We start from the raw sequence: 17,409 nt of genomic DNA, 5'->3' as shown, positions 1-17,409 counted from the left end.
TATGAATTCTAAAAAAGTACTCATAATTGCTTACTATTGGCCACCAGCAGGTGGACCAGGTGTCCAGCGATGGTTAAAGTTTGTAAAGTATTTACCTGAATTTGATATAGAACCAATTGTATATTGTCCGGAAAATCCTAATTATCCCATAATTGATGAAAGTCTGTCAGATGAAATTCCAGAGGACGTTACAATTATTAAACAGCCTATTAAAGAGCCTTACCAAATGGCAAGTTTTTTATCTAAAAAGAGCTCTAAAAAAATTAGTTCTGGTGTTATACCAAAGGCTAAAAAGCAATCTTTTGTAGAAAAAATGATGCTGTATGTGCGTGGTAATTTCTTTATTCCAGATGCGCGTAAAAATTGGATTCAACCTTCAGTTGCGTTTCTTTCAAATTATATTAAAGAAAACCATATTGAAACAGTAGTGAGTACTGGACCGCCTCACAGTTTGCATGTTATAGGTTTAAAACTAAAGCAAAGTTTGAATATTAAATGGATAGCAGATTTTAGAGATCCATGGACGACGATTGGTTATCACAAAGCATTGAAACTTTCAAAATCATCGCATCAAAAACATGTCGAATTAGAAACAGAAGTTTTAAATTCTGCTGATGAAATTGTTGTTACCAGCAACCATACTAAAATCGAGTTTGAAACAAAAACCAACAAACCTATTTCAGTTATAACTAATGGTTACGATACTCATTCCGTTAGAGTAGAAGAAAAGGACGTAAAATTCACCTTGTCTCATATTGGATCCTTGTTATCGGATAGAAATCCAAAAATTTTGTGGGAGGTTTTATCAGAATTAATCTCTGAAAATGAAGCATTTTCAAAAGCATTTCAATTAAACCTTATTGGTGTTGTAAGTGATGATGTATTAGAGTCTATTCACAATTCAGGACTTAAAAATCACACGAATGTTGTAGGTTATGTTAGTCATGATGAAGCTATAAAGTACCAGATGGCATCTCGTTTATTATTATTAATAGAAATAGATTCAGAAGACACTAAAGCTATTATTCCTGGTAAATTATTTGAATATTTAATTTCTGAAACACCAATACTAGCCATTGGTCCAGACGACTCTGATGTGCAACAGATTATAACTAAAACTAATACTGGAGTATATTTTAATTATAATCAGAAAGAAAAATTAAAATCTCAAATAGTAACGTATTTTGAAGCCTATCAAAAAAATAGCCTCAATGTAAATGCTATTGGTCTTCAGCCATACAGTAGAAAAGCCCTAACAGAACGTTTGAGTGCTATTATAAAAGCGATGTAATCTTCAAGTTAATATCTTAAGTTGTATTTTGCGGTAATGGGAATCGTATTAAATCAATCATTTAAAAATACTATTAGTACTTACATAGGTTTTGGTATTGGTGCCATAAATACACTTTTCCTTTACACTAATTTTTTAACCGATGAGTATTATGGTTTGGTTGCATTTTTACTATCTGCAGCCAATATTATGATGCCTTTTATGGCTTTTGGTGTACACAATGCCATCATTAAATACTATTCTACTTTCAAAACAAAAAATAGCTTAAACAGCTTTTTAACGCTGATGTTGTTCTTGCCTTTTGTCTTTATAATTCCAGCTATAATTATTGGTTGGCTGTCTTATGAAAGTCTTTCAAGTCTACTTTCAAGAGAAAATAATATAGCAGGCAATTACCTATGGCACATTTTCATATTGGCTGTAGCCATGGCTTATTTCGAGATATTCTTCGCATGGTCTAAAGTGCAGCTAAAAACTGTTTTTGGTAATGTGATGAAAGAAATTTTTCATCGTGTAGCAATAATGATATTACTTATTTCGGTATATCTAGAATGGTTAACAGCAGATCAATTCATATTAGCTTTAGTGATTGTTTATGTTTTGCGTATGATGATTATGAAATTGTATGCTTATACTGTACGATTTCCAGAGCTAAAGTTTCAAAAAATTAAAGACATTTCTTCAATCATAAAGTATTCACTTTTAATGATTGTAGCTGGCTCTGTAGCCATGCTTATTTTAGATATAGATAAGTTTATGATTGGTCTAATGTTAGAAAACATTGAAGAAGTGGCCTATTATAGTGTAGCAATCTTTATTGCGACGGTAATTGCTGTACCACAACGATCAATGCACCAGATAATGATGCCTCTAACGGCAAAGTATCTGAATGAAAAAGATATGGGTTCACTTGAAAATCTTTATAAACGTAGTTCTATAAGTTTATTAGTGGTAAGTGGATTTATATTTCTTTTAATTATTCTGAATATCAACGAGCTCTATAAAATTCTTCCAGAGGAGTTTACAGGCGGACTATTTGTGGTGCTCCTTGTGAGCCTTGCTAAGCTATATGACAATAGTTTAGGAAATAACAATGCTATTTTATTTAATAGCGATTATTATAAAATGGTTCTGTTGTTTGGTGTTCTATTAGCGGTTTTGGCTATAGTTCTCAATTTTGTATTTATTCCTATTTTCGGAATAGAAGGCTCAGCATTTGCGACATTCTTGGCAATTGTTGTTTATAATACCGTAAAGATTGTTTTTGTAAAACAAAAACTTAATGTTCAGCCGTTTTCAAATTCAACTTTAAAAATGGTTTTACTCCTCGTATTCATAACTTTAACGATGTATTTTTGGGAATTTCCGTTTCATCCCATTATGAATATAACGTTGAAGTCTACTGTAATATTAATAGTATATTTTGTATTAGTACTTAAGTTAAATATATCTGAAGATATATCTATACAAATAAAAAAGTACCTAAAGCTTTAGGTACTTTTTATAAATGAGAAATCCCGTAAGGTGCTCTGAGGCATACATCATACGGGACTTCTACTAACCAACCAAAAAAATCATGTTTTATCTTTTATCCTCTAGTTCGTCTTGAGCTTGATCTGATAGAACTTTGATTACTTTTTCTACTTGTTTTAGATCTTGCCGAAACTGAAGATGACTTTCTTTTATTTTGAACTGTACTTCGTTGTCTGTTACTTTGAGAACTGCTTCTACTATATGTACGAGAATTAGTGCTCTTTGGTTTTGATATCGAAGTGTTTTTTGTTCTCTTCACTTTATTAGACACAGAACTATTGCTTCTGGTCACATTATTTCTAGAATTTGTACTTCTAGAGATACTATTAGAGCGTGTAGACCTTGTAGGTGTTGACACTCTTGTACTAGATCTTGTAGTTCTAATGCTTCTACTATCGTTATTACTTCTTGTACTTGGCGAAGATATACGACTTGTAGAACGTGTTCCAGAGGTGTTATTGTCTCTTGTAACACTACGTGAAGTACCAGCTTCAGAATTACGAGATGTTGTGCTTCTAGTAGTGAGTGTTGTAGTACTTCTAGTTGTACGTGTTGTATTTTGTTCAGCTAAACGTGTCGTACGAGTTCTAGTAATTTCAGCATTTCTTCTGCTAACCGTTCTTTGTATTGTACGCTCGCTTCTGTTTCTAGGTGTTTGCGCATAACTGTCACTACTGTTTCGTCTAACAACCTGAGTGTTTCCTCGTCTACCAGCATTAACATTATAGTATCTAACATTGTTTCTATAAGGTCTGTACCAAATATGTCTTACAGGTGAATAAAACTGTCTGTACGGATTTACATTTATTACACAGAAGTTAACTGGCGGAATAATATAGAACCTGTGCCATGGTCTGTAAATATATGTTCTGTTATAGATGTTAATAAACCCATCGTATCTCCAGTATACATTATTTCTGTAGTACACATTTAATCCACCAATTCTACTAATTCTGTTAAAACTATTATATGTTATGAAAATGTCACCAATTTGGTTTACTCTTCCGTAAAAATCATAGTAGATAGGTGTATTTTCAATTTGAATGATGGCACCAAAACGATCATACTGCACGTAAGGATTGTAATCGTATCCAGAATTAAAACTAAGCGTAAAACCTGGTGCATCTATATTTACGTTTACGTCTGGTCCATAATTTGGAATATAAAAGTCGAACTGACCATCTCTGTAAACAGAAAACTCAATACCTCCTTCTGTAAATATGAAAGAATTGCCATAACCTCTCACATAGTTATTTGTTGAAGCATCTGCTTCTGATGTTGTTGTGGTGGTTGCGAATGAAGCTGTGGAAAAAGCCACTAAACTTGCAAATAAAAATAGAATCCGTTTCATAATAAAGGGTTTTAAATTAAACTCGTTATCTATAAAACAAACAGCGTGCCAAAAAACTTAATGTATTGAAAATTAGATATTTATTAAAAATATAAAACCCTGAATTATTTGGGGAAATATTCAGGGTTTAGAAACCATTAGATTAATTGTAATGGTTTATTATGCTTTAATCTTTTTTTGCTTTTTTACTTTGCCATTCTTTCGGTAATAGTAAAATTCATTATCATTCCAATTATCGTCCCAATCATCTTCATAACTATATGGGTAATGGTTATCTGATTCATATATGCCGTTTCCAATATTATTATGATTTACAAAACCTCTGGTTCCGATAACCATACCATATCTGTTGTAAAGAATTCTTAGTCCACCAACTTGTTTCAGTTGTCCACGTCTATAAGTCATATACACTGTACCTGCACGTTTTATTCTTCCTTGTCTGTCATAGTTAATAAACACGTTACCAATTTGTCTTACTCTGCCTAATCGATCATGTCTAACTATAACACCTCTGCCAGTATGGTATTGACTTGTGTTTGGGGCACCATAGGTTCGGTTTGTACTACGTCTATTACGTCTGTAATAGAAATCGTCATTACCAGGATTAGTGGTAAACACTTCGGTATTAAAATCAAAGCTTCCATCCGGAAAGATTAAAAATTCCACACCTCGCTCTACAAACGATATTGGCTGTGTAAAACCAAAACGATTAGTTTTTAAATCTTCCCCATTTAAAACAGCATCTCCTGCTGTTGTTGCTGTGGCAGATGTTAGTCCTACTAACACCATTGCCATAAAAAGTAATTTACTTTTCATAATGTATAGGTTTTTAAGATTTACCCAATTCTAGCTTGTCTAGAATTTTAGGTCTAATGCTTTAGAAATTCCAATTAACGTGCCAAGATTTCAAAAGTTTGTTATTCAGTGTTTTAGGTGTTGCGTAATTGTGATTTTTCTTAATTAAATGGAAATGATAGAAGGATGTTATTATAAAAAATGATTACTTTTAGTGAAGCTAACCAACAATTATGAGTGCCAACCTAGATACTTGTCAAAATTGTGAACAGCAATATGAAAAGGGATTTAAGTTTTGTCCGCATTGTGGACAAAAAACTAATGACGAACTTACCCTTGGAGTACTGTTTTATAATACAATAAGTAATTACTTTTCTTTTGATGCTCGGTTTTTAAAAAGTTTTATTCCTTTAATGTTTAGACCAGGTTATTTGGCTAAAGAGTTCATAAAGGGAAAGCGATTGTTGTATTTACATCCTGCACAAATGTATTTGTTTGTTGCAGTAATCTTCTTTTTTGTTTTTAGTTTTTACGCCAGAGAAGGCAGGGAAGAGCTTGATAAAAGTATGCAGCGTGTTTTAGATAGTAGATCTGAAAAATTGATTGCAAAAGATAGTATATCAACTCAAGATTCCATTGATATAAAAGAATTAGTGGCACCAATAAAGAATAATGGAACAACTATTGGATTAAATGACGAAGATTTAAAAGAGTTGGATTCAATAACAAACATTAAGATACCTAAAGAGAACATGGGAATGTCTTTTAGTTTTGATCAAGAAAAAATAGATTCTTTAATAGCTGAAGGTGCGACAGATAAGGAATTATATAAAGCAATGGGAATGCCTGATGATGCAGGCTATTTTACTAAAAAGATCTATGCGCAAGGGTTAAAATTTTATAAAACCATGGGATTAGGGCAAGTCTATCAAACATTTATAGATAGTATACCTCTGGCTATGTTTTTCTTATTACCAATTTTTGCTTTTTTATTAAAGATTTTTTTCTTCAAAAGAGGAAGGTACTCGCATCACTTGGTATTTAGCTTCTACTACTTTTCGTTTCTCTTTGTTGTTTTTACTATAATTTTTGGTGTAAATAGATTTTGGCCAATACCAGATGTTATAGATTGGTTAATTGCGCTATCTACCTTTCTATATTTATTAATAGCTATAATTACATTTTATAGACAAAATTTGTTCCTAAGTTTTATAAAGAGTGGTGTGGTAAGTTTTCTATTCTTACTGTTTGTATTGCCACTATCCTTTGTGATTTTAGGGTTTATATCGTTTCTGTTTTATTAGGATTTTGGTGTTTCTGCATGCCAAATTGGTACATTTAAAAATGCACTAACAATATGTGCATCATCAATAATAGCTTTAAGACTACCATGGTCTACAACATTACGTCTTGAACTGTCTTCTAAAACTAAATTTAATTCGTAACTACCATAAGAACCATCACTATCTCTAATGGTTTCTCCTATAATTTGAACAGCAATAATAGTATTTAGCTTAAACTGGTGTTCTAATTCTCGTTCGTTAGGTTTAAAATTATAGCCTTTGTAATAATAGCCTGATTGTTTGTCAAAAACACGTGGCTTGTATAAATGATAAAGTATATAACCTCCTGCAAAGGCAAATATTAACCCAAAAGCTAGACCAAACAAATTAAATAAAGATGGATTATCCATAAGTCCATCTTCAAAAATCAGGTTAAAGATTACAAACCCTAAACCAATTCCAAAAAATAAAAATCCAAAAAGCGCACCACCAACCGATGGTCTGTACCTTAATTGAGAAGAAGAGCTTTCAACAAGGGCGTGTGTTTTAAAATTAGACCCACCAGGTTTTAGAGGTGTGATTTCAACATTATTTTTTATAGAAGTTTCTGTAAAATCAACAGTGTTATTTTCCTTGGCTTCAATAACTTCTCTATGAAATCCTTTTGGTAATTCCATGTTATAGTTTTTCTACAAGGTATTTTCCTGTAACAGAAGCCTTGTTAGCAGCAATTTCTTCAGGTGAACCATATGCTACCAACTTGCCACCTTGTTTTCCGCCTTCTGGTCCTAAGTCTATAATATGGTCAGCGCACTTTATAAGATCTATATTGTGTTCAATAACTATGATGGAGTGGCCTTTTGCTATTAAAGCTCTAAAGGATTTTAGTAACTTCTGAATGTCATGAAAATGTAATCCTGTAGTGGGTTCATCAAAAATGAATAATGCATTATCGCTTTTACTACCTTTTCCTAAAAAAGTTGCTAATTTTATACGTTGTGCTTCACCACCAGAAAGGGTCGAAGAGGACTGACCTAAGGTAACATAACCTAAACCAACATCTTGAAGTGGCTGTAATTTACCTTGTATTTTGGTTTCGTTGTGTGATTGAAAAAATGCAATAGCATCATCAATCGTCATATTTAGAATATCATCAATTGATTTTCCTTCAAACTGAACTTCTAACACTTCTTTCTTAAAACGTTTACCTCCACAAGTATCACAAGTAAGGTGCACATCTGCCATAAACTGCATTTCAATAGTAACTTCTCCTTCACCTTTACAGGTTTCACAACGTCCACCATCAACATTAAAACTAAAATGCTTGGCTTTATAGTTTCTAATTTTACTTAGCTTTTGCGAGGCATATAATGCTCTAATATCATCGTAAGCTTTAACATAAGTTACAGGATTAGAGCGCGACGAACGACCAATAGGATTTTGGTCAACAAATTCAACATGCTTTACATTACTGAAATTACCTTTCATTTCACTAAACTGACCAGCTTTATCACTAAAGCCTGTGAGTTTCTTTTGTATCGCAGGAAATAAAATTTTCTTTACCAACGTACTTTTTCCACTACCAGAAACACCAGTAACAACGGTAAGCATTTCTAATGGAAAAGTGACATCAATATTTTTTAAGTTATTTTCTCTGGCACCAACAATATCTACATGGTATTTTGATGTTTTGCGTTTTTCAGGAACTTTAATTTCTAATTGTCCATTAAGATATTGCGCTGTTAATGAGTCTGAAGTTAAGATATCTTTAAACGTTCCTGTAGCTACAACTTCACCACCAAAGGTTCCTGCTTCTGGGCCAATATCAATGATTTCGTCTGCTGCTTTCATAATGTCCTCATCGTGTTCTACCACAATTACGGTATTACCAAGATCGCGCAAGGCTTTTAAGACATTAATTAAGCGTTCGGTATCTTTAGGATGTAAGCCAATACTCGGTTCATCGAGTATATACATAGAACCTACAAGGCTACTTCCTAAAGATGTTGCCAAGTTAATACGCTGGCTTTCTCCACCAGATAACGTATTAGATCTTCGGTTTAGAGTTAAGTAACTTAATCCAACGTTAGTTAAGAACTCTAAACGTGTGTTAATTTCGGTTAGTAGACGCTTGGCAATTTTTTCTTCGTATTCGTTTAATTTTAAATCCTTGAAAAATACAGTTAATTCATTAAGAGGTAAGTCTACTAAGTCCGTAATGGTTGCTCCGTTAATCTTTACGTAGTTGGCTTCTTCACGTAAGCGCTTACCTTTACAAACATTACATTTTGTTTTTCCTCTGTAACGCGATAGCATTACACGATTTTGAATTTTATAAGCTTTTGATTCTAACTCGGCAAAGAAGCTGTCTAATCCTTCAAAGTATTTGTTGCCCTTCCAGATTAAATCTTTTTGTTCGTCACTCAGTTCAAAATAAGGTTTGTGTATAGGAAAATCGAATTTATGCGAGTTATTAACCAACTGATCTCTGTACCAGCTCATACTTTCGCCTCTCCAAGGAAAAATAGCATTTTCATAAATTGAAAGTGCTGTGTTAGGTATCACCAAATCTTCATCTAAGCCTATAACATCACCATAACCTTCACATTTTGGGCATGCTCCATAAGGATTATTAAAACTGAACAGATGTACATTAGGTTCTAAGAACGTCATACCATCCAATTCAAACTTATTGTTAAAAACAGTTTGCTTATTGTCTTCTAATGACTCTATAATACAGGTGCCAACACCTTCAAAAAAGGCTGTGCCAATGGCATCTGCAAGTCTGTTAAGAAAATCTTCATCATCTTTGTAAACAATTCTATCTACAACAAGATATAGGTCTTTTGCAGATGTTATGCTTTGTTTTAAGGCATCATCAATTCTAAGCACATCATCTTTGTACTTTATTCTTGCATAACCTTGCTGTAATAAGGTTTGAAGTTTATTTTCAATAGTTCTACCTTCTTCCAAAATGATAGGAGAGAGTAGAAGTAACTTAGAGCGTTCTTCAAATGTTTTTATAAACTCTATAACATCTGTAACCGTATGTTTCTTAACTTCATTACCAGAGATTGGTGAGTAGGTTTTGCCAATTCTGGCAAATAACAACTTTAAATAATCGTAGATTTCTGTAGTTGTACCAACTGTAGAACGTGGATTTGTAGAGTTGACTTTTTGCTCAATGGCAATAGCTGGTGCAATACCTTTTATATAATCTACTTTCGGTTTGTTTAATCTGCCCAAAAACTGACGTGCATAACTCGATAAACTTTCTACGTAACGACGTTGACCTTCAGCGTATAAGGTATCAAATGCCAAACTAGACTTACCAGAACCTGACAATCCTGTAATAACAACCAATTTGTTTCTGGGAATGACAACATCAATATTTTTTAGGTTATGCAGTTTTGCACCTTTTATAATAATGTTTTCTTTTGGGTTAACGTCTAAAACTGTAGTGTTCATAGGATTGTTGAGCATATAATTTTGCAAAGATACGTTATCTATTTAAGCTGATAAAATGCATTATTGTTAGGTGAAATGTTAAAATTTGGCGGGAAATTTTGTTTTTTCGGAATGATTGTTGTTATATTTACCACATAATCATATAAAAACACCTGCGTATAGCATAATATTACTTTAACAAATTTAACCCCTTGCACAGAAGTTAGCTTCTGGCTACTAAGAGTAATATTATGAAAAGAGAACTTATCCAAGACGCAGAGTTGGTCAGCAACTACATTAGAGGAGACGAAAGTGCATTATCAGTTTTGATAGAAAGGCACAAGCAGAAAATTTACAGTTTTATTTATTCAAAAGTTTATGATAGAGATATTACTGAAGATATTTTTCAGGATACCTTTATCAAAGTTATTAGAACCTTAAAACGTGGAAAATATAACGAAGAGGGTAAATTTTTACCTTGGGTTATGCGTATTGCACACAACCTTGTTATTGATCATTTTAGAAAAAACAGTCGTATGCCTAAGTTTGACAACGCAGGCGAGTTTAGTATTTTCTCGGTATTAAGTGACTCTAGTCTCAATGCTGAAAAAAGTATGATTAAAGACCAAGTAGAGTCAGATGTTAGACGAGTTATTGAAGAATTACCAGAAGACCAAAAACAAGTACTTTTAATGCGTATGTATCAAGATATGAGTTTTAAAGAAATATCTGAGCGTACAGGTGTAAGCATCAATACTGCATTAGGAAGAATGCGTTATGCACTTATTAATATGCGTAAGGTAATAGAGCAGAATAATATTATTTTAACAAATTAATACAATAAAGTGTTTTAAGTTGCGTTTTAGCCATATATAAACCCTAATATTGGTAATATGGCAAACATTTACTTTAACGCTTCCCCAAAAAAGAATAATAACCTAAAACCAAAAGATGAAACGATAAGTTTCCTTTTGAATTACTCAAAGGCTTTAAGTGTTATACATTATAATAAATTGAAGTTTGAAGCACTTCAGAATTAAGTTGGAAGAAATCCTGATTGAAAAATCAGGATTTTTTTGTAAATAATAATTCTTCGTAGTTGTGTGTTTTTAGATACTCTTGTTGCATATTTTTCAAATGTTGAAGCACTTCTTGTTTTTTAGGATGCTTATCTATTAAACAGTTTTTTAAATTTTCGTCATAAACTGTAATAACTATATACCAATGCCCTTTTCTGCTAGAATAATTATTTTCAAAAGCTTTAACGCCTAGTTTTTCATCTAAAACTAAATCTGTAAACACTAAGCCAATATTTGCGGTTTGGTCTGTTCGTTCAACTTCATGATAAGTAAAGAAGTATGTTTTGCCATTAATTTGAATAGGTGAGTTTAGCCCAACGTTATTATGGTTAAGACTGTATTTAGTGTTTATATAATTATAGAATTCATTTGCCTCTTTAGGATCTTTAAAAATGAATGAGGTTTCCTTGGCCAATGTTTTCTTAAACTTTTTAGCTTTTATTACCTTGTAATCTTCATTTTTAAATTTAGGCGCAATTTTATAGGGTATACATGATGATAATAGTAATGAAATTAAGATTATTGATGCCCTTTTCATTGATTGATAGTTTCCAGAAAAATCATCAATAATTATACCAACCAGCACCTATTTTTTCTTTTTGTAATAATCATCTAAAACTGATTTTCTGCCAATAGTTTTTGTGATGATATCTTTTTCTAAATCCCAACCACGAGCAGGTGAATACTCTCTACCATACCAAATAATTTGAAGATGGAGGTCGTTCCATAATTCCTTAGGAAATAAACGTTTAGCGTCTTTTTCGGTTTGAACTACGTTTTTACCATTTGTTAAATTCCAACGATACATTAATCTATGAATATGAGTATCAACAGGAAACGCAGGTATACCAAAAGCTTGCGATAATACTACAGCAGCCGTTTTATGACCAACTGCAGGTAAAGCTTCAAGTTCTTCGTAGGTTTTAGGGACTTCACCATTATGTTTATCAATAAGGATTTGAGATAAACCATAAATGCCTTTACTTTTCATAGGAGATAAACCAACAGGTTTTATAATCTCTCTAATTTCTTCTACACTAAGCTTTACCATATCGTATGGATTGTCAGCTTTTTCAAATAGAAGCGGAGTAATTTGATTAACACGTACATCTGTACTTTGTGCAGACATAAGTACAGCTATTAATAATGTATAAGGATCTTTATGGTCTAATGGTATTGGAATTTCAGGATAAAGTTTGTTCAGTGTTTTTACAACAAAATCTACCTTTTCTTGTTTAGTCATTCATAATTGGGTTAAGAAAAACAAATTTAAATAAATTGGTTTTGAAATCTTATAAAAACGAAAGATTAGAAAGTACTTTTTGCAATAAAATAACCCAGTTAATCCTTAATATTTCACTCTTTAACAAGTAATTAGATTATTATTTTGATAGCAAAATCAAAATCTTAAAATTTAATTGTAATTAGTTGAATATTGAATAATTAAAGTGAAACTAGCCTATATCGTAAATAAAATCAATGGTACATCTGGTATTCAAAGGATGGTTGCATTTCAGATTAATTATTTTATAAAGAATTACTATTATAAGGTTGATTTAATACTTTTAGATCAGAATAAAAATGAGGAAAAAAGCTTTTATGCTGTTGATAGTGCTGTCAGTTTTCATTTTCTAAAATCTTCTTTAAGTATAGTCAAAGACTACTATAATAAGATAGTAGCCATTAATAGAACCCTTAAAACTATAAGTCCTGATATAGTTATGGTTTGCGAAAGTGATATCTTCAGTTTGTATTTACCATTATTTATAAAAGGGAAGTATAAAATGATTTACCAAAGACATGATCTAAAAGAGTTAAATCTAATAACAGGTAGAAAATCACTAAAAACAAAAGTTAAAAATCAAATAAAGAAACTATTCCTTTCTGGTGCTGGAGAGCATTATGACAAGTTTGTATTACTGTCCAAAGCACATCGTGTAGATTGGAAAGGGCTCAAAAATATTCATATTATAAGCAATCCTATTATAATTGATGCAAAGGGAAATAGAGCGAACTTAGATAGCAAAATTGTGTTAGCTGTTGGTAGACATGATCCAATCAAAGGGTTTGATATGCTGTTGAAAAGTTGGCAAAATGTTGTAGAGCGGCATCCTGATTGGACACTGAAAATGGTAGGAAAGCATACTCATGATACTGATCTTAAAATTTTAGCCAAAAAACTAGATATTTCTGAATATGTAGATTTTAAAGAGCATACTAGAGATATGTCTCCTATCTATCTTGAGTCATCAATTTTTGTATGTAGTTCTAGGGTAGAAGCTTTTCCATTAGTAGTTATAGAAGCAATGTCATTTGGTGTTCCAGTTGTGTCTTTTGATTGTGATTATGGTCCAAGAGAAATAATTTCAGATTCTGTTGATGGCATTCTTGTGCCACCAAAAGATATCGATTTTTTAGCAGAATCAATATGTAGTTTAATTGAAAATGAAAATACTCGAAAGGAAATGGGTGAAATGGCCAGTGAAAATATTAAGAGATACTCGGTCGATAAAATAATGAATCAATGGAAGTTGTTATTTGAAGAAGTAACCTCAGATGACTAGTTTAACGTATTTATAACAAAATCTACCTTTTCTTGCTTTGTCATTCATTGTATTTTTACAAAAAGAAATTTAAGCAATTATGACGCATTTAAAAGTAGGTGATAAGGCGCCAGATTTTTCGGCAAAAGATCAAGATGGAAATACTATCTCATTATCAGATTATAAGGGAAAGAAATTAGTGGTATTCTTTTATCCAAAAGCAAGTACTCCAGGCTGTACTGCTGAAGCATGTAATCTTAATGATAACTATGACAGGTTTAAGACTCAAGGGTATGAGATTTTAGGTGTAAGTGCAGATAGTGCTAAACGTCAATCTAATTTTAAGAATAAGTATGGTTTTCAATATCCTTTACTTGCAGATGAAGATAAAGCTGTGATTGAAGCATTTGGTGTTTGGGGACCAAAAAAGTTTATGGGAAGAGAATATGATGGTATCCATAGAACCACTTTTGTAATTGATGAAAATGGTGTGCTAGAGGATGTAATAACTAAGGTAAAAACCAAAGCACATACTTCACAGATTTTGAGTGAGTAAAATTATAGAAGCATTAATAAAAAAACGCAACCAAATTTGGTTGCGTTTTTTTATTTAATGAATATTTTACTTATGAATTACTTCTTCAGACTCACATCCAAATAAGCTTTTCTCTTTAATAAGTTTAGCAACTCCTTCTGGTAACATTTCTTCCCAATCTGTATCTCCGTTGGCAATCTTCTTAAGCACAGTTCTAGAAAATACAGCCAAGTTAGAAGCATCATAATCTGTAATATCAACTACTTTACCGTTATACTTAAAGAACTTATAAAGCTCTTTCATACGTGGATGTACCTTTAAGTTTTCACTAGTAGTAATGCTACCATCTTCATTTTGCATTGGGTAGAGATAAACTCTAAGATCTTTGTAGAAAAGTTTACCAAAAGCTTCTAAGATACCTCCACTTAGATGACGATAATACTTTTCATCAAAAATATCTACAAGATTACTTACTCCCATGGTAAGACCCATTCTATTCTTAGAATATTGAGAGAAGTATTCAACCAGTTTATAATACTCCTGAAAATTAGAAATTAGCACGGTTTGACCCAATGAACAAAGCAATCTTGCTCTATCCATAAAATCTTGTTCGTCTATTTCTCCTTCAGCTCTAAGGTTAGATAATGTAATTTCGAAAATTACTTGAGTCCTCTCTTTATCTACCTTATTCTCTTTTATAAACATTTCATATGATTTCTCATACATATCCATGTTTACTTTGGTTACAGGTCTAAAGCTTCCTCTAAGTGCTAAAATATTTTTTTTGTAAAGTACACGAGCAGGTAAAACATTATTACCGTCTGGTGCAAACATTACAGCATCTGTCATACCGTTTTTAACAAGCTGTAAACTCATTAAACGGTTATCTACATCTTTAAATACTGGACCAGAGAAATTTATAGTATCAATCTCTAATTGGTCTTTATCTAAATGATCATATAAATAACGGAGCAGCTTTCTTGGTTGATTGTATTTGTAAAATGCACCATAAATTAAGTTAGTTCCTAATTTTCCTAGTGTTTCTTGTTGTAATCTGGCATCATTTTCTTTAAAACGAATATGTAATACAATCTCACTGTATTCGCCTTCTGGCTCTACCTGAAATTTTATACCAACCCAACCATGTCCTTTATATTTCTTGGCGAAATCAATAGTAGCAACAGTATTTGCATATGAGAAGAAAATCTTATTAGGATTGTCGTCTCTAGGTATGCGCTGTTCCATTAAATTAACTTCGTGAATTAGCATTTTACGAAGTCTTGCTTCAGTAACGTAGCGCTTATCGTCTTCGATACCATAAATAGCATCACTAAAGTGTTTATCGTAGGCAGACATGGCTTTTGCAATAGTACCAGAGGCACCACCAGCTCTAAAGAATTGACGTACAGTTTCTTGTCCTGCGCCAATCTCGGCAAAAGTACCGTAAATGTCTTTATTAAGGTTAATACGTAAGGCTTTGTCTTTTAATGAAGGAATATTTTCTATTTCAAAGTCGCCTTTATACGTTATTTCTTCCATGGTTATTGGGATTACATCGTTATCGCAAAGGTATTAATTTAGTATTGCAAACAAAAAAATAACCTTATTTTTGTTTTTAAACTAAAAGGCATTTGAAAGTAACATTTTTAGGCACAGGAACATCGCAAGGTATACCCATTATTGGTAGTACGCATCCAGTATGTTTAAGTGAAAATCCTAAGGATAAACGATTAAGGGTTTCAGTTTTAGTTGAGTGGGACGACTATGTTTATGTCATAGATTGTGGGCCTGATTTTAGGCAACAAATGCTTAACGCAAATGTCTCAAAAATAGATGGCATTGTTTTTACGCACGAGCATGCTGACCATACTATGGGTTTAGATGACATTAGGCCTTTTTTCTTTAAACAAGGCGATATCGATTTGTATGCTCATAAGCGTGTTTTTAAGGCTCTTAAAAAACGCTTTGATTATATTTTTACATCAAAAGAAAAGTATCCAGGTGTTCCAGGTGTAACAACGCATACCATAAAAAATAAACCATTTAAGCTTGGTAATTTAAAGGTTACTCCAATAGATGGATTACATTATAAATTACAAGTATTTGGTTTTAGGTTCAAGGATTTTGCTTATCTCACAGATATGAAGACGGTTGTTGATGAAGAAATTGACAAACTAAAAAATCTTGAAGTATTAGTAATAAATGCACTTAGGGAAGAACCGCACATGTCTCATTTTAATCTTGAAGAAGCATTACATTTTATTGATAAAGTAAAACCTAAACGTGCCTATTTAACACATATTAGTCATCACATGGGTTTTCATGATGATGTACAACAAAGATTACCAGAAAACGTTTTTTTAGCATACGATAATTTACAAATCACCATTTAAAATATAGATATGAAGAATAGAATTTTTATGTACTTGTTTATTTTTTCGGCATTAGCATTCATATTTCAATATGTGAATTCTAAGAATATTTTAGACAAATATGAAAAGGACATAAAGACTTTTAAAAATACCATAGCAACTCAAGAAAAAACAATTACTGAGCTAGAAGACCAAAATTTTGAGCTTACTTATTTTGATATTGACAGAAATGACAATGCTTTAGATTACTTTATAGCTCAAGGCTATGATCCTGATGAATTGATAAATGCTATTAGAGAAGGCCTTTACAATATGAACGATTATGAAGGCGAAGAACATCCTATTGTGCCATTTGTATCCATGACTGGTTCTAAATTGTTAATCAACAAAATAAGAATTGTAAATCACAAATGGATTTTAGCCAACTTTACAGATGGCGAATATTGGGGAGAAATCTTTGTGAAATACGATATAGACGAAAACAATGACTTAAAGTATACTTTAGTAGAATACTTTATGTATCCGAAAATAGGCTAGAGGTAGTGCTTTAACCAGTCTTTAAAATCGTAGAAGTTTTGAGGTGCAACACCATGTCCTACTGGATACTCTTTGTAAACATGATTTATGTTTAACGCCTTTAGAAATTCTGGTGTTTTTCTGGCCCATTCTACAGGTATTACCTGATCTGCATAACCATGAGAACTAAAAATATTTAAGTGAGAAACTTTGTCTTTGTCAATCTTTTCTGGTAAAATTTCTTCATTTAGATAACCACTAAGTGCTACGATGTTTTTTAATTTTTCAGGATAATTCATCGCTACAGATAAGCTTAAAATTGTTCCTTGGCTAAAGCCTAAAAGCGTTACGTTATCTTTGTTAACAGAATAAGTTTTACAAGCATAATCAATAAAATCAGCAATTAAATCAACGGATTGTCTGGCTTGTACATTATCGCTCCATTTTCCTTTTTCGGCATCAAAATTTATAGCATACCAAGCATTTCCATAGGGTTGCATAGCATAAGGTGCTCTTAGAGAAATAATAAAAAGTTCTTCGGGTAGCTCTGGAGCAAAAGAGAACAAATCGTTTTCATCGCTACCGTAGCCATGGCACATTATTAATAAAGGCGCATTATTAGACAACGAACTCGGTCTTTTTAGGTAGTGTAGGTTTGTCATGA

Annotated in this window: 17 protein-coding genes; 9 read left to right on the top strand and 8 right to left on the bottom strand. The window is 32.2% G+C overall.

All coding sequences use genetic code 11. The features are described from left to right. The first annotated feature begins 1 nt into the window (after position 1). Together ACXAFS_RS07105 and ACXAFS_RS07100 are read left to right on the top strand one after the other, a co-directional pair. On the top strand, positions 2-1,291 hold the full coding sequence (locus ACXAFS_RS07105; protein ID WP_475306110.1) for a glycosyltransferase family protein: 1,290 nt from the start codon (positions 2-4) through the stop codon (positions 1,289-1,291). A gap of 36 nt (positions 1,292-1,327) precedes the next feature. Continuing rightward, the gene (locus ACXAFS_RS07100) at positions 1,328-2,785 is read left to right on the top strand and encodes an oligosaccharide flippase family protein (protein ID WP_475306109.1); all 1,458 of its coding nucleotides are present in this window, start codon (positions 1,328-1,330) and stop codon (positions 2,783-2,785) included. 94 nt (positions 2,786-2,879) lie between these two features. Here ACXAFS_RS07100 and ACXAFS_RS07095 read toward each other — a convergent pair whose 3' ends face one another. Then, positions 2,880-4,175 carry a hypothetical protein gene (locus tag ACXAFS_RS07095; RefSeq protein ID WP_475306108.1) on the bottom strand — a complete coding sequence of 432 codons (1,296 nt, stop codon included), beginning with the start codon at positions 4,173-4,175 and terminating at the stop codon, positions 2,880-2,882. Positions 4,176-4,334: 159 nt separating this feature from the next. Continuing rightward, positions 4,335-4,991: a hypothetical protein gene (locus tag ACXAFS_RS07090; RefSeq protein WP_475306107.1), complete on the bottom strand. Its 657-nt coding sequence runs from the start codon at positions 4,989-4,991 to the stop codon at positions 4,335-4,337. 212 nt (positions 4,992-5,203) lie between these two features. On the opposite strand from ACXAFS_RS07090, the gene ACXAFS_RS07085 reads away from it, so the two are divergent. Next, positions 5,204-6,274 (top strand): DUF3667 domain-containing protein, encoded by a 1,071-nt coding sequence (locus ACXAFS_RS07085; RefSeq protein ID WP_475306106.1) that lies wholly within the window; start codon positions 5,204-5,206, stop codon positions 6,272-6,274. Here ACXAFS_RS07085 and ACXAFS_RS07080 read toward each other — a convergent pair. After that, positions 6,271-6,930: a hypothetical protein gene (locus ACXAFS_RS07080; RefSeq protein WP_475306105.1), complete on the bottom strand. Its 660-nt coding sequence runs from the start codon at positions 6,928-6,930 to the stop codon at positions 6,271-6,273. The genes ACXAFS_RS07085 and ACXAFS_RS07080 overlap by 4 nt on opposite strands. A 1-nt stretch (position 6,931) precedes the next feature. Next, positions 6,932-9,721, bottom strand: a complete 2,790-nt coding sequence (uvrA, locus tag ACXAFS_RS07075) for an excinuclease ABC subunit UvrA (RefSeq protein ID WP_475306104.1) — start codon at positions 9,719-9,721, stop codon at positions 6,932-6,934. Positions 9,722-9,951: 230 nt separating this feature from the next. Here uvrA and ACXAFS_RS07070 point away from each other — a divergent pair, with 230 nt between their 5' ends. Next, positions 9,952-10,536 (top strand): RNA polymerase sigma factor, encoded by a 585-nt coding sequence (locus ACXAFS_RS07070; protein ID WP_304140873.1) that lies wholly within the window; start codon positions 9,952-9,954, stop codon positions 10,534-10,536. Between the two features lie 57 nt (positions 10,537-10,593). Beyond that, a complete protein-coding gene (locus ACXAFS_RS07065; RefSeq protein WP_171032501.1) occupies positions 10,594-10,740 on the top strand; it encodes a hypothetical protein in 147 nt (48 codons plus the stop codon). Between the two features lie 25 nt (positions 10,741-10,765). Here ACXAFS_RS07065 and ACXAFS_RS07060 read toward each other — a convergent pair whose 3' ends face one another. Both ACXAFS_RS07060 and ACXAFS_RS07055 read right to left on the bottom strand, forming a co-directional pair. Then, positions 10,766-11,317 (bottom strand): hypothetical protein, encoded by a 552-nt coding sequence (locus ACXAFS_RS07060; protein ID WP_475306103.1) that lies wholly within the window; start codon positions 11,315-11,317, stop codon positions 10,766-10,768. Positions 11,318-11,365: 48 nt separating this feature from the next. Further along, positions 11,366-12,022, bottom strand: coding sequence for an endonuclease III domain-containing protein (locus ACXAFS_RS07055; protein WP_475306102.1), 657 nt, complete (start codon positions 12,020-12,022; stop codon positions 11,366-11,368). A 205-nt stretch (positions 12,023-12,227) separates the two neighbouring features. On the opposite strand from ACXAFS_RS07055, the gene ACXAFS_RS07050 reads away from it, so the two are divergent. Both ACXAFS_RS07050 and bcp read left to right on the top strand, forming a co-directional pair. Then, a complete protein-coding gene (locus tag ACXAFS_RS07050; protein ID WP_475306101.1) occupies positions 12,228-13,343 on the top strand; it encodes a glycosyltransferase in 1,116 nt (371 codons plus the stop codon). Positions 13,344-13,422: 79 nt separating this feature from the next. Beyond that, positions 13,423-13,878 carry a thioredoxin-dependent thiol peroxidase gene (gene bcp / locus ACXAFS_RS07045; RefSeq protein ID WP_475306100.1) on the top strand — a complete coding sequence of 152 codons (456 nt, stop codon included), beginning with the start codon at positions 13,423-13,425 and terminating at the stop codon, positions 13,876-13,878. Between the two features lie 66 nt (positions 13,879-13,944). Here bcp and ACXAFS_RS07040 read toward each other — a convergent pair whose 3' ends face one another. Further along, the gene (locus ACXAFS_RS07040) at positions 13,945-15,396 is read right to left on the bottom strand and encodes a TonB-dependent receptor (protein ID WP_475306099.1); all 1,452 of its coding nucleotides are present in this window, start codon (positions 15,394-15,396) and stop codon (positions 13,945-13,947) included. A 92-nt stretch (positions 15,397-15,488) separates the two neighbouring features. On the opposite strand from ACXAFS_RS07040, the gene ACXAFS_RS07035 reads away from it, so the two are divergent. Both ACXAFS_RS07035 and ACXAFS_RS07030 read left to right on the top strand, forming a co-directional pair. Continuing rightward, positions 15,489-16,250, top strand: coding sequence for an MBL fold metallo-hydrolase (locus tag ACXAFS_RS07035; RefSeq protein WP_475306098.1), 762 nt, complete (start codon positions 15,489-15,491; stop codon positions 16,248-16,250). 9 nt (positions 16,251-16,259) lie between these two features. Then, positions 16,260-16,766 (top strand): hydrolase, encoded by a 507-nt coding sequence (locus tag ACXAFS_RS07030; RefSeq protein ID WP_475306097.1) that lies wholly within the window; start codon positions 16,260-16,262, stop codon positions 16,764-16,766. Here the strand turns inward: ACXAFS_RS07030 and ACXAFS_RS07025 are convergent. Beyond that, complete coding sequence (locus ACXAFS_RS07025) at positions 16,763-17,407, bottom strand: alpha/beta hydrolase (protein WP_475306096.1); 645 nt, start codon at positions 17,405-17,407, stop codon at positions 16,763-16,765. The genes ACXAFS_RS07030 and ACXAFS_RS07025 overlap by 4 nt on opposite strands. Between the last annotated feature and the right edge of the window lie 2 nt (positions 17,408-17,409).

Source organism: Winogradskyella sp. ABM4_392, assembly GCF_056160445.1.
The sequence above is the reverse complement of the archived record's forward strand: the minus strand, read 5'-3'. Positions and strand labels throughout refer to the sequence as shown.

Excerpts from the sequence above, each read along its gene's own strand:
- ACXAFS_RS07055 (WP_475306102.1), bottom strand. The coding sequence starts at position 12,022 with ATGACTAAACAAGAAAAGGTAGATTTTGTTGTAAAAACACTGAACAAA.
- ACXAFS_RS07100 (WP_475306109.1), top strand. The coding sequence starts at position 1,328 with ATGGGAATCGTATTAAATCAATCATTTAAAAATACTATTAGTACTTAC.
- ACXAFS_RS07065 (WP_171032501.1), top strand. The coding sequence starts at position 10,594 with ATGGCAAACATTTACTTTAACGCTTCCCCAAAAAAGAATAATAACCTA.
- ACXAFS_RS07060 (WP_475306103.1), bottom strand. The coding sequence starts at position 11,317 with ATGAAAAGGGCATCAATAATCTTAATTTCATTACTATTATCATCATGT.
- ACXAFS_RS07095 (WP_475306108.1), bottom strand. The coding sequence starts at position 4,175 with ATGAAACGGATTCTATTTTTATTTGCAAGTTTAGTGGCTTTTTCCACA.
- ACXAFS_RS07070 (WP_304140873.1), top strand. The coding sequence starts at position 9,952 with ATGAAAAGAGAACTTATCCAAGACGCAGAGTTGGTCAGCAACTACATT.
- ACXAFS_RS07105 (WP_475306110.1), top strand. The coding sequence starts at position 2 with ATGAATTCTAAAAAAGTACTCATAATTGCTTACTATTGGCCACCAGCA.
- ACXAFS_RS07040 (WP_475306099.1), bottom strand. The coding sequence starts at position 15,396 with ATGGAAGAAATAACGTATAAAGGCGACTTTGAAATAGAAAATATTCCT.
- ACXAFS_RS07085 (WP_475306106.1), top strand. The coding sequence starts at position 5,204 with ATGAGTGCCAACCTAGATACTTGTCAAAATTGTGAACAGCAATATGAA.
- uvrA (WP_475306104.1), bottom strand. The coding sequence starts at position 9,721 with ATGAACACTACAGTTTTAGACGTTAACCCAAAAGAAAACATTATTATA.
- bcp (WP_475306100.1), top strand. The coding sequence starts at position 13,423 with ATGACGCATTTAAAAGTAGGTGATAAGGCGCCAGATTTTTCGGCAAAA.
- ACXAFS_RS07090 (WP_475306107.1), bottom strand. The coding sequence starts at position 4,991 with ATGAAAAGTAAATTACTTTTTATGGCAATGGTGTTAGTAGGACTAACA.
- ACXAFS_RS07080 (WP_475306105.1), bottom strand. The coding sequence starts at position 6,930 with ATGGAATTACCAAAAGGATTTCATAGAGAAGTTATTGAAGCCAAGGAA.
- ACXAFS_RS07025 (WP_475306096.1), bottom strand. The coding sequence starts at position 17,407 with ATGACAAACCTACACTACCTAAAAAGACCGAGTTCGTTGTCTAATAAT.
- ACXAFS_RS07030 (WP_475306097.1), top strand. The coding sequence starts at position 16,260 with ATGAAGAATAGAATTTTTATGTACTTGTTTATTTTTTCGGCATTAGCA.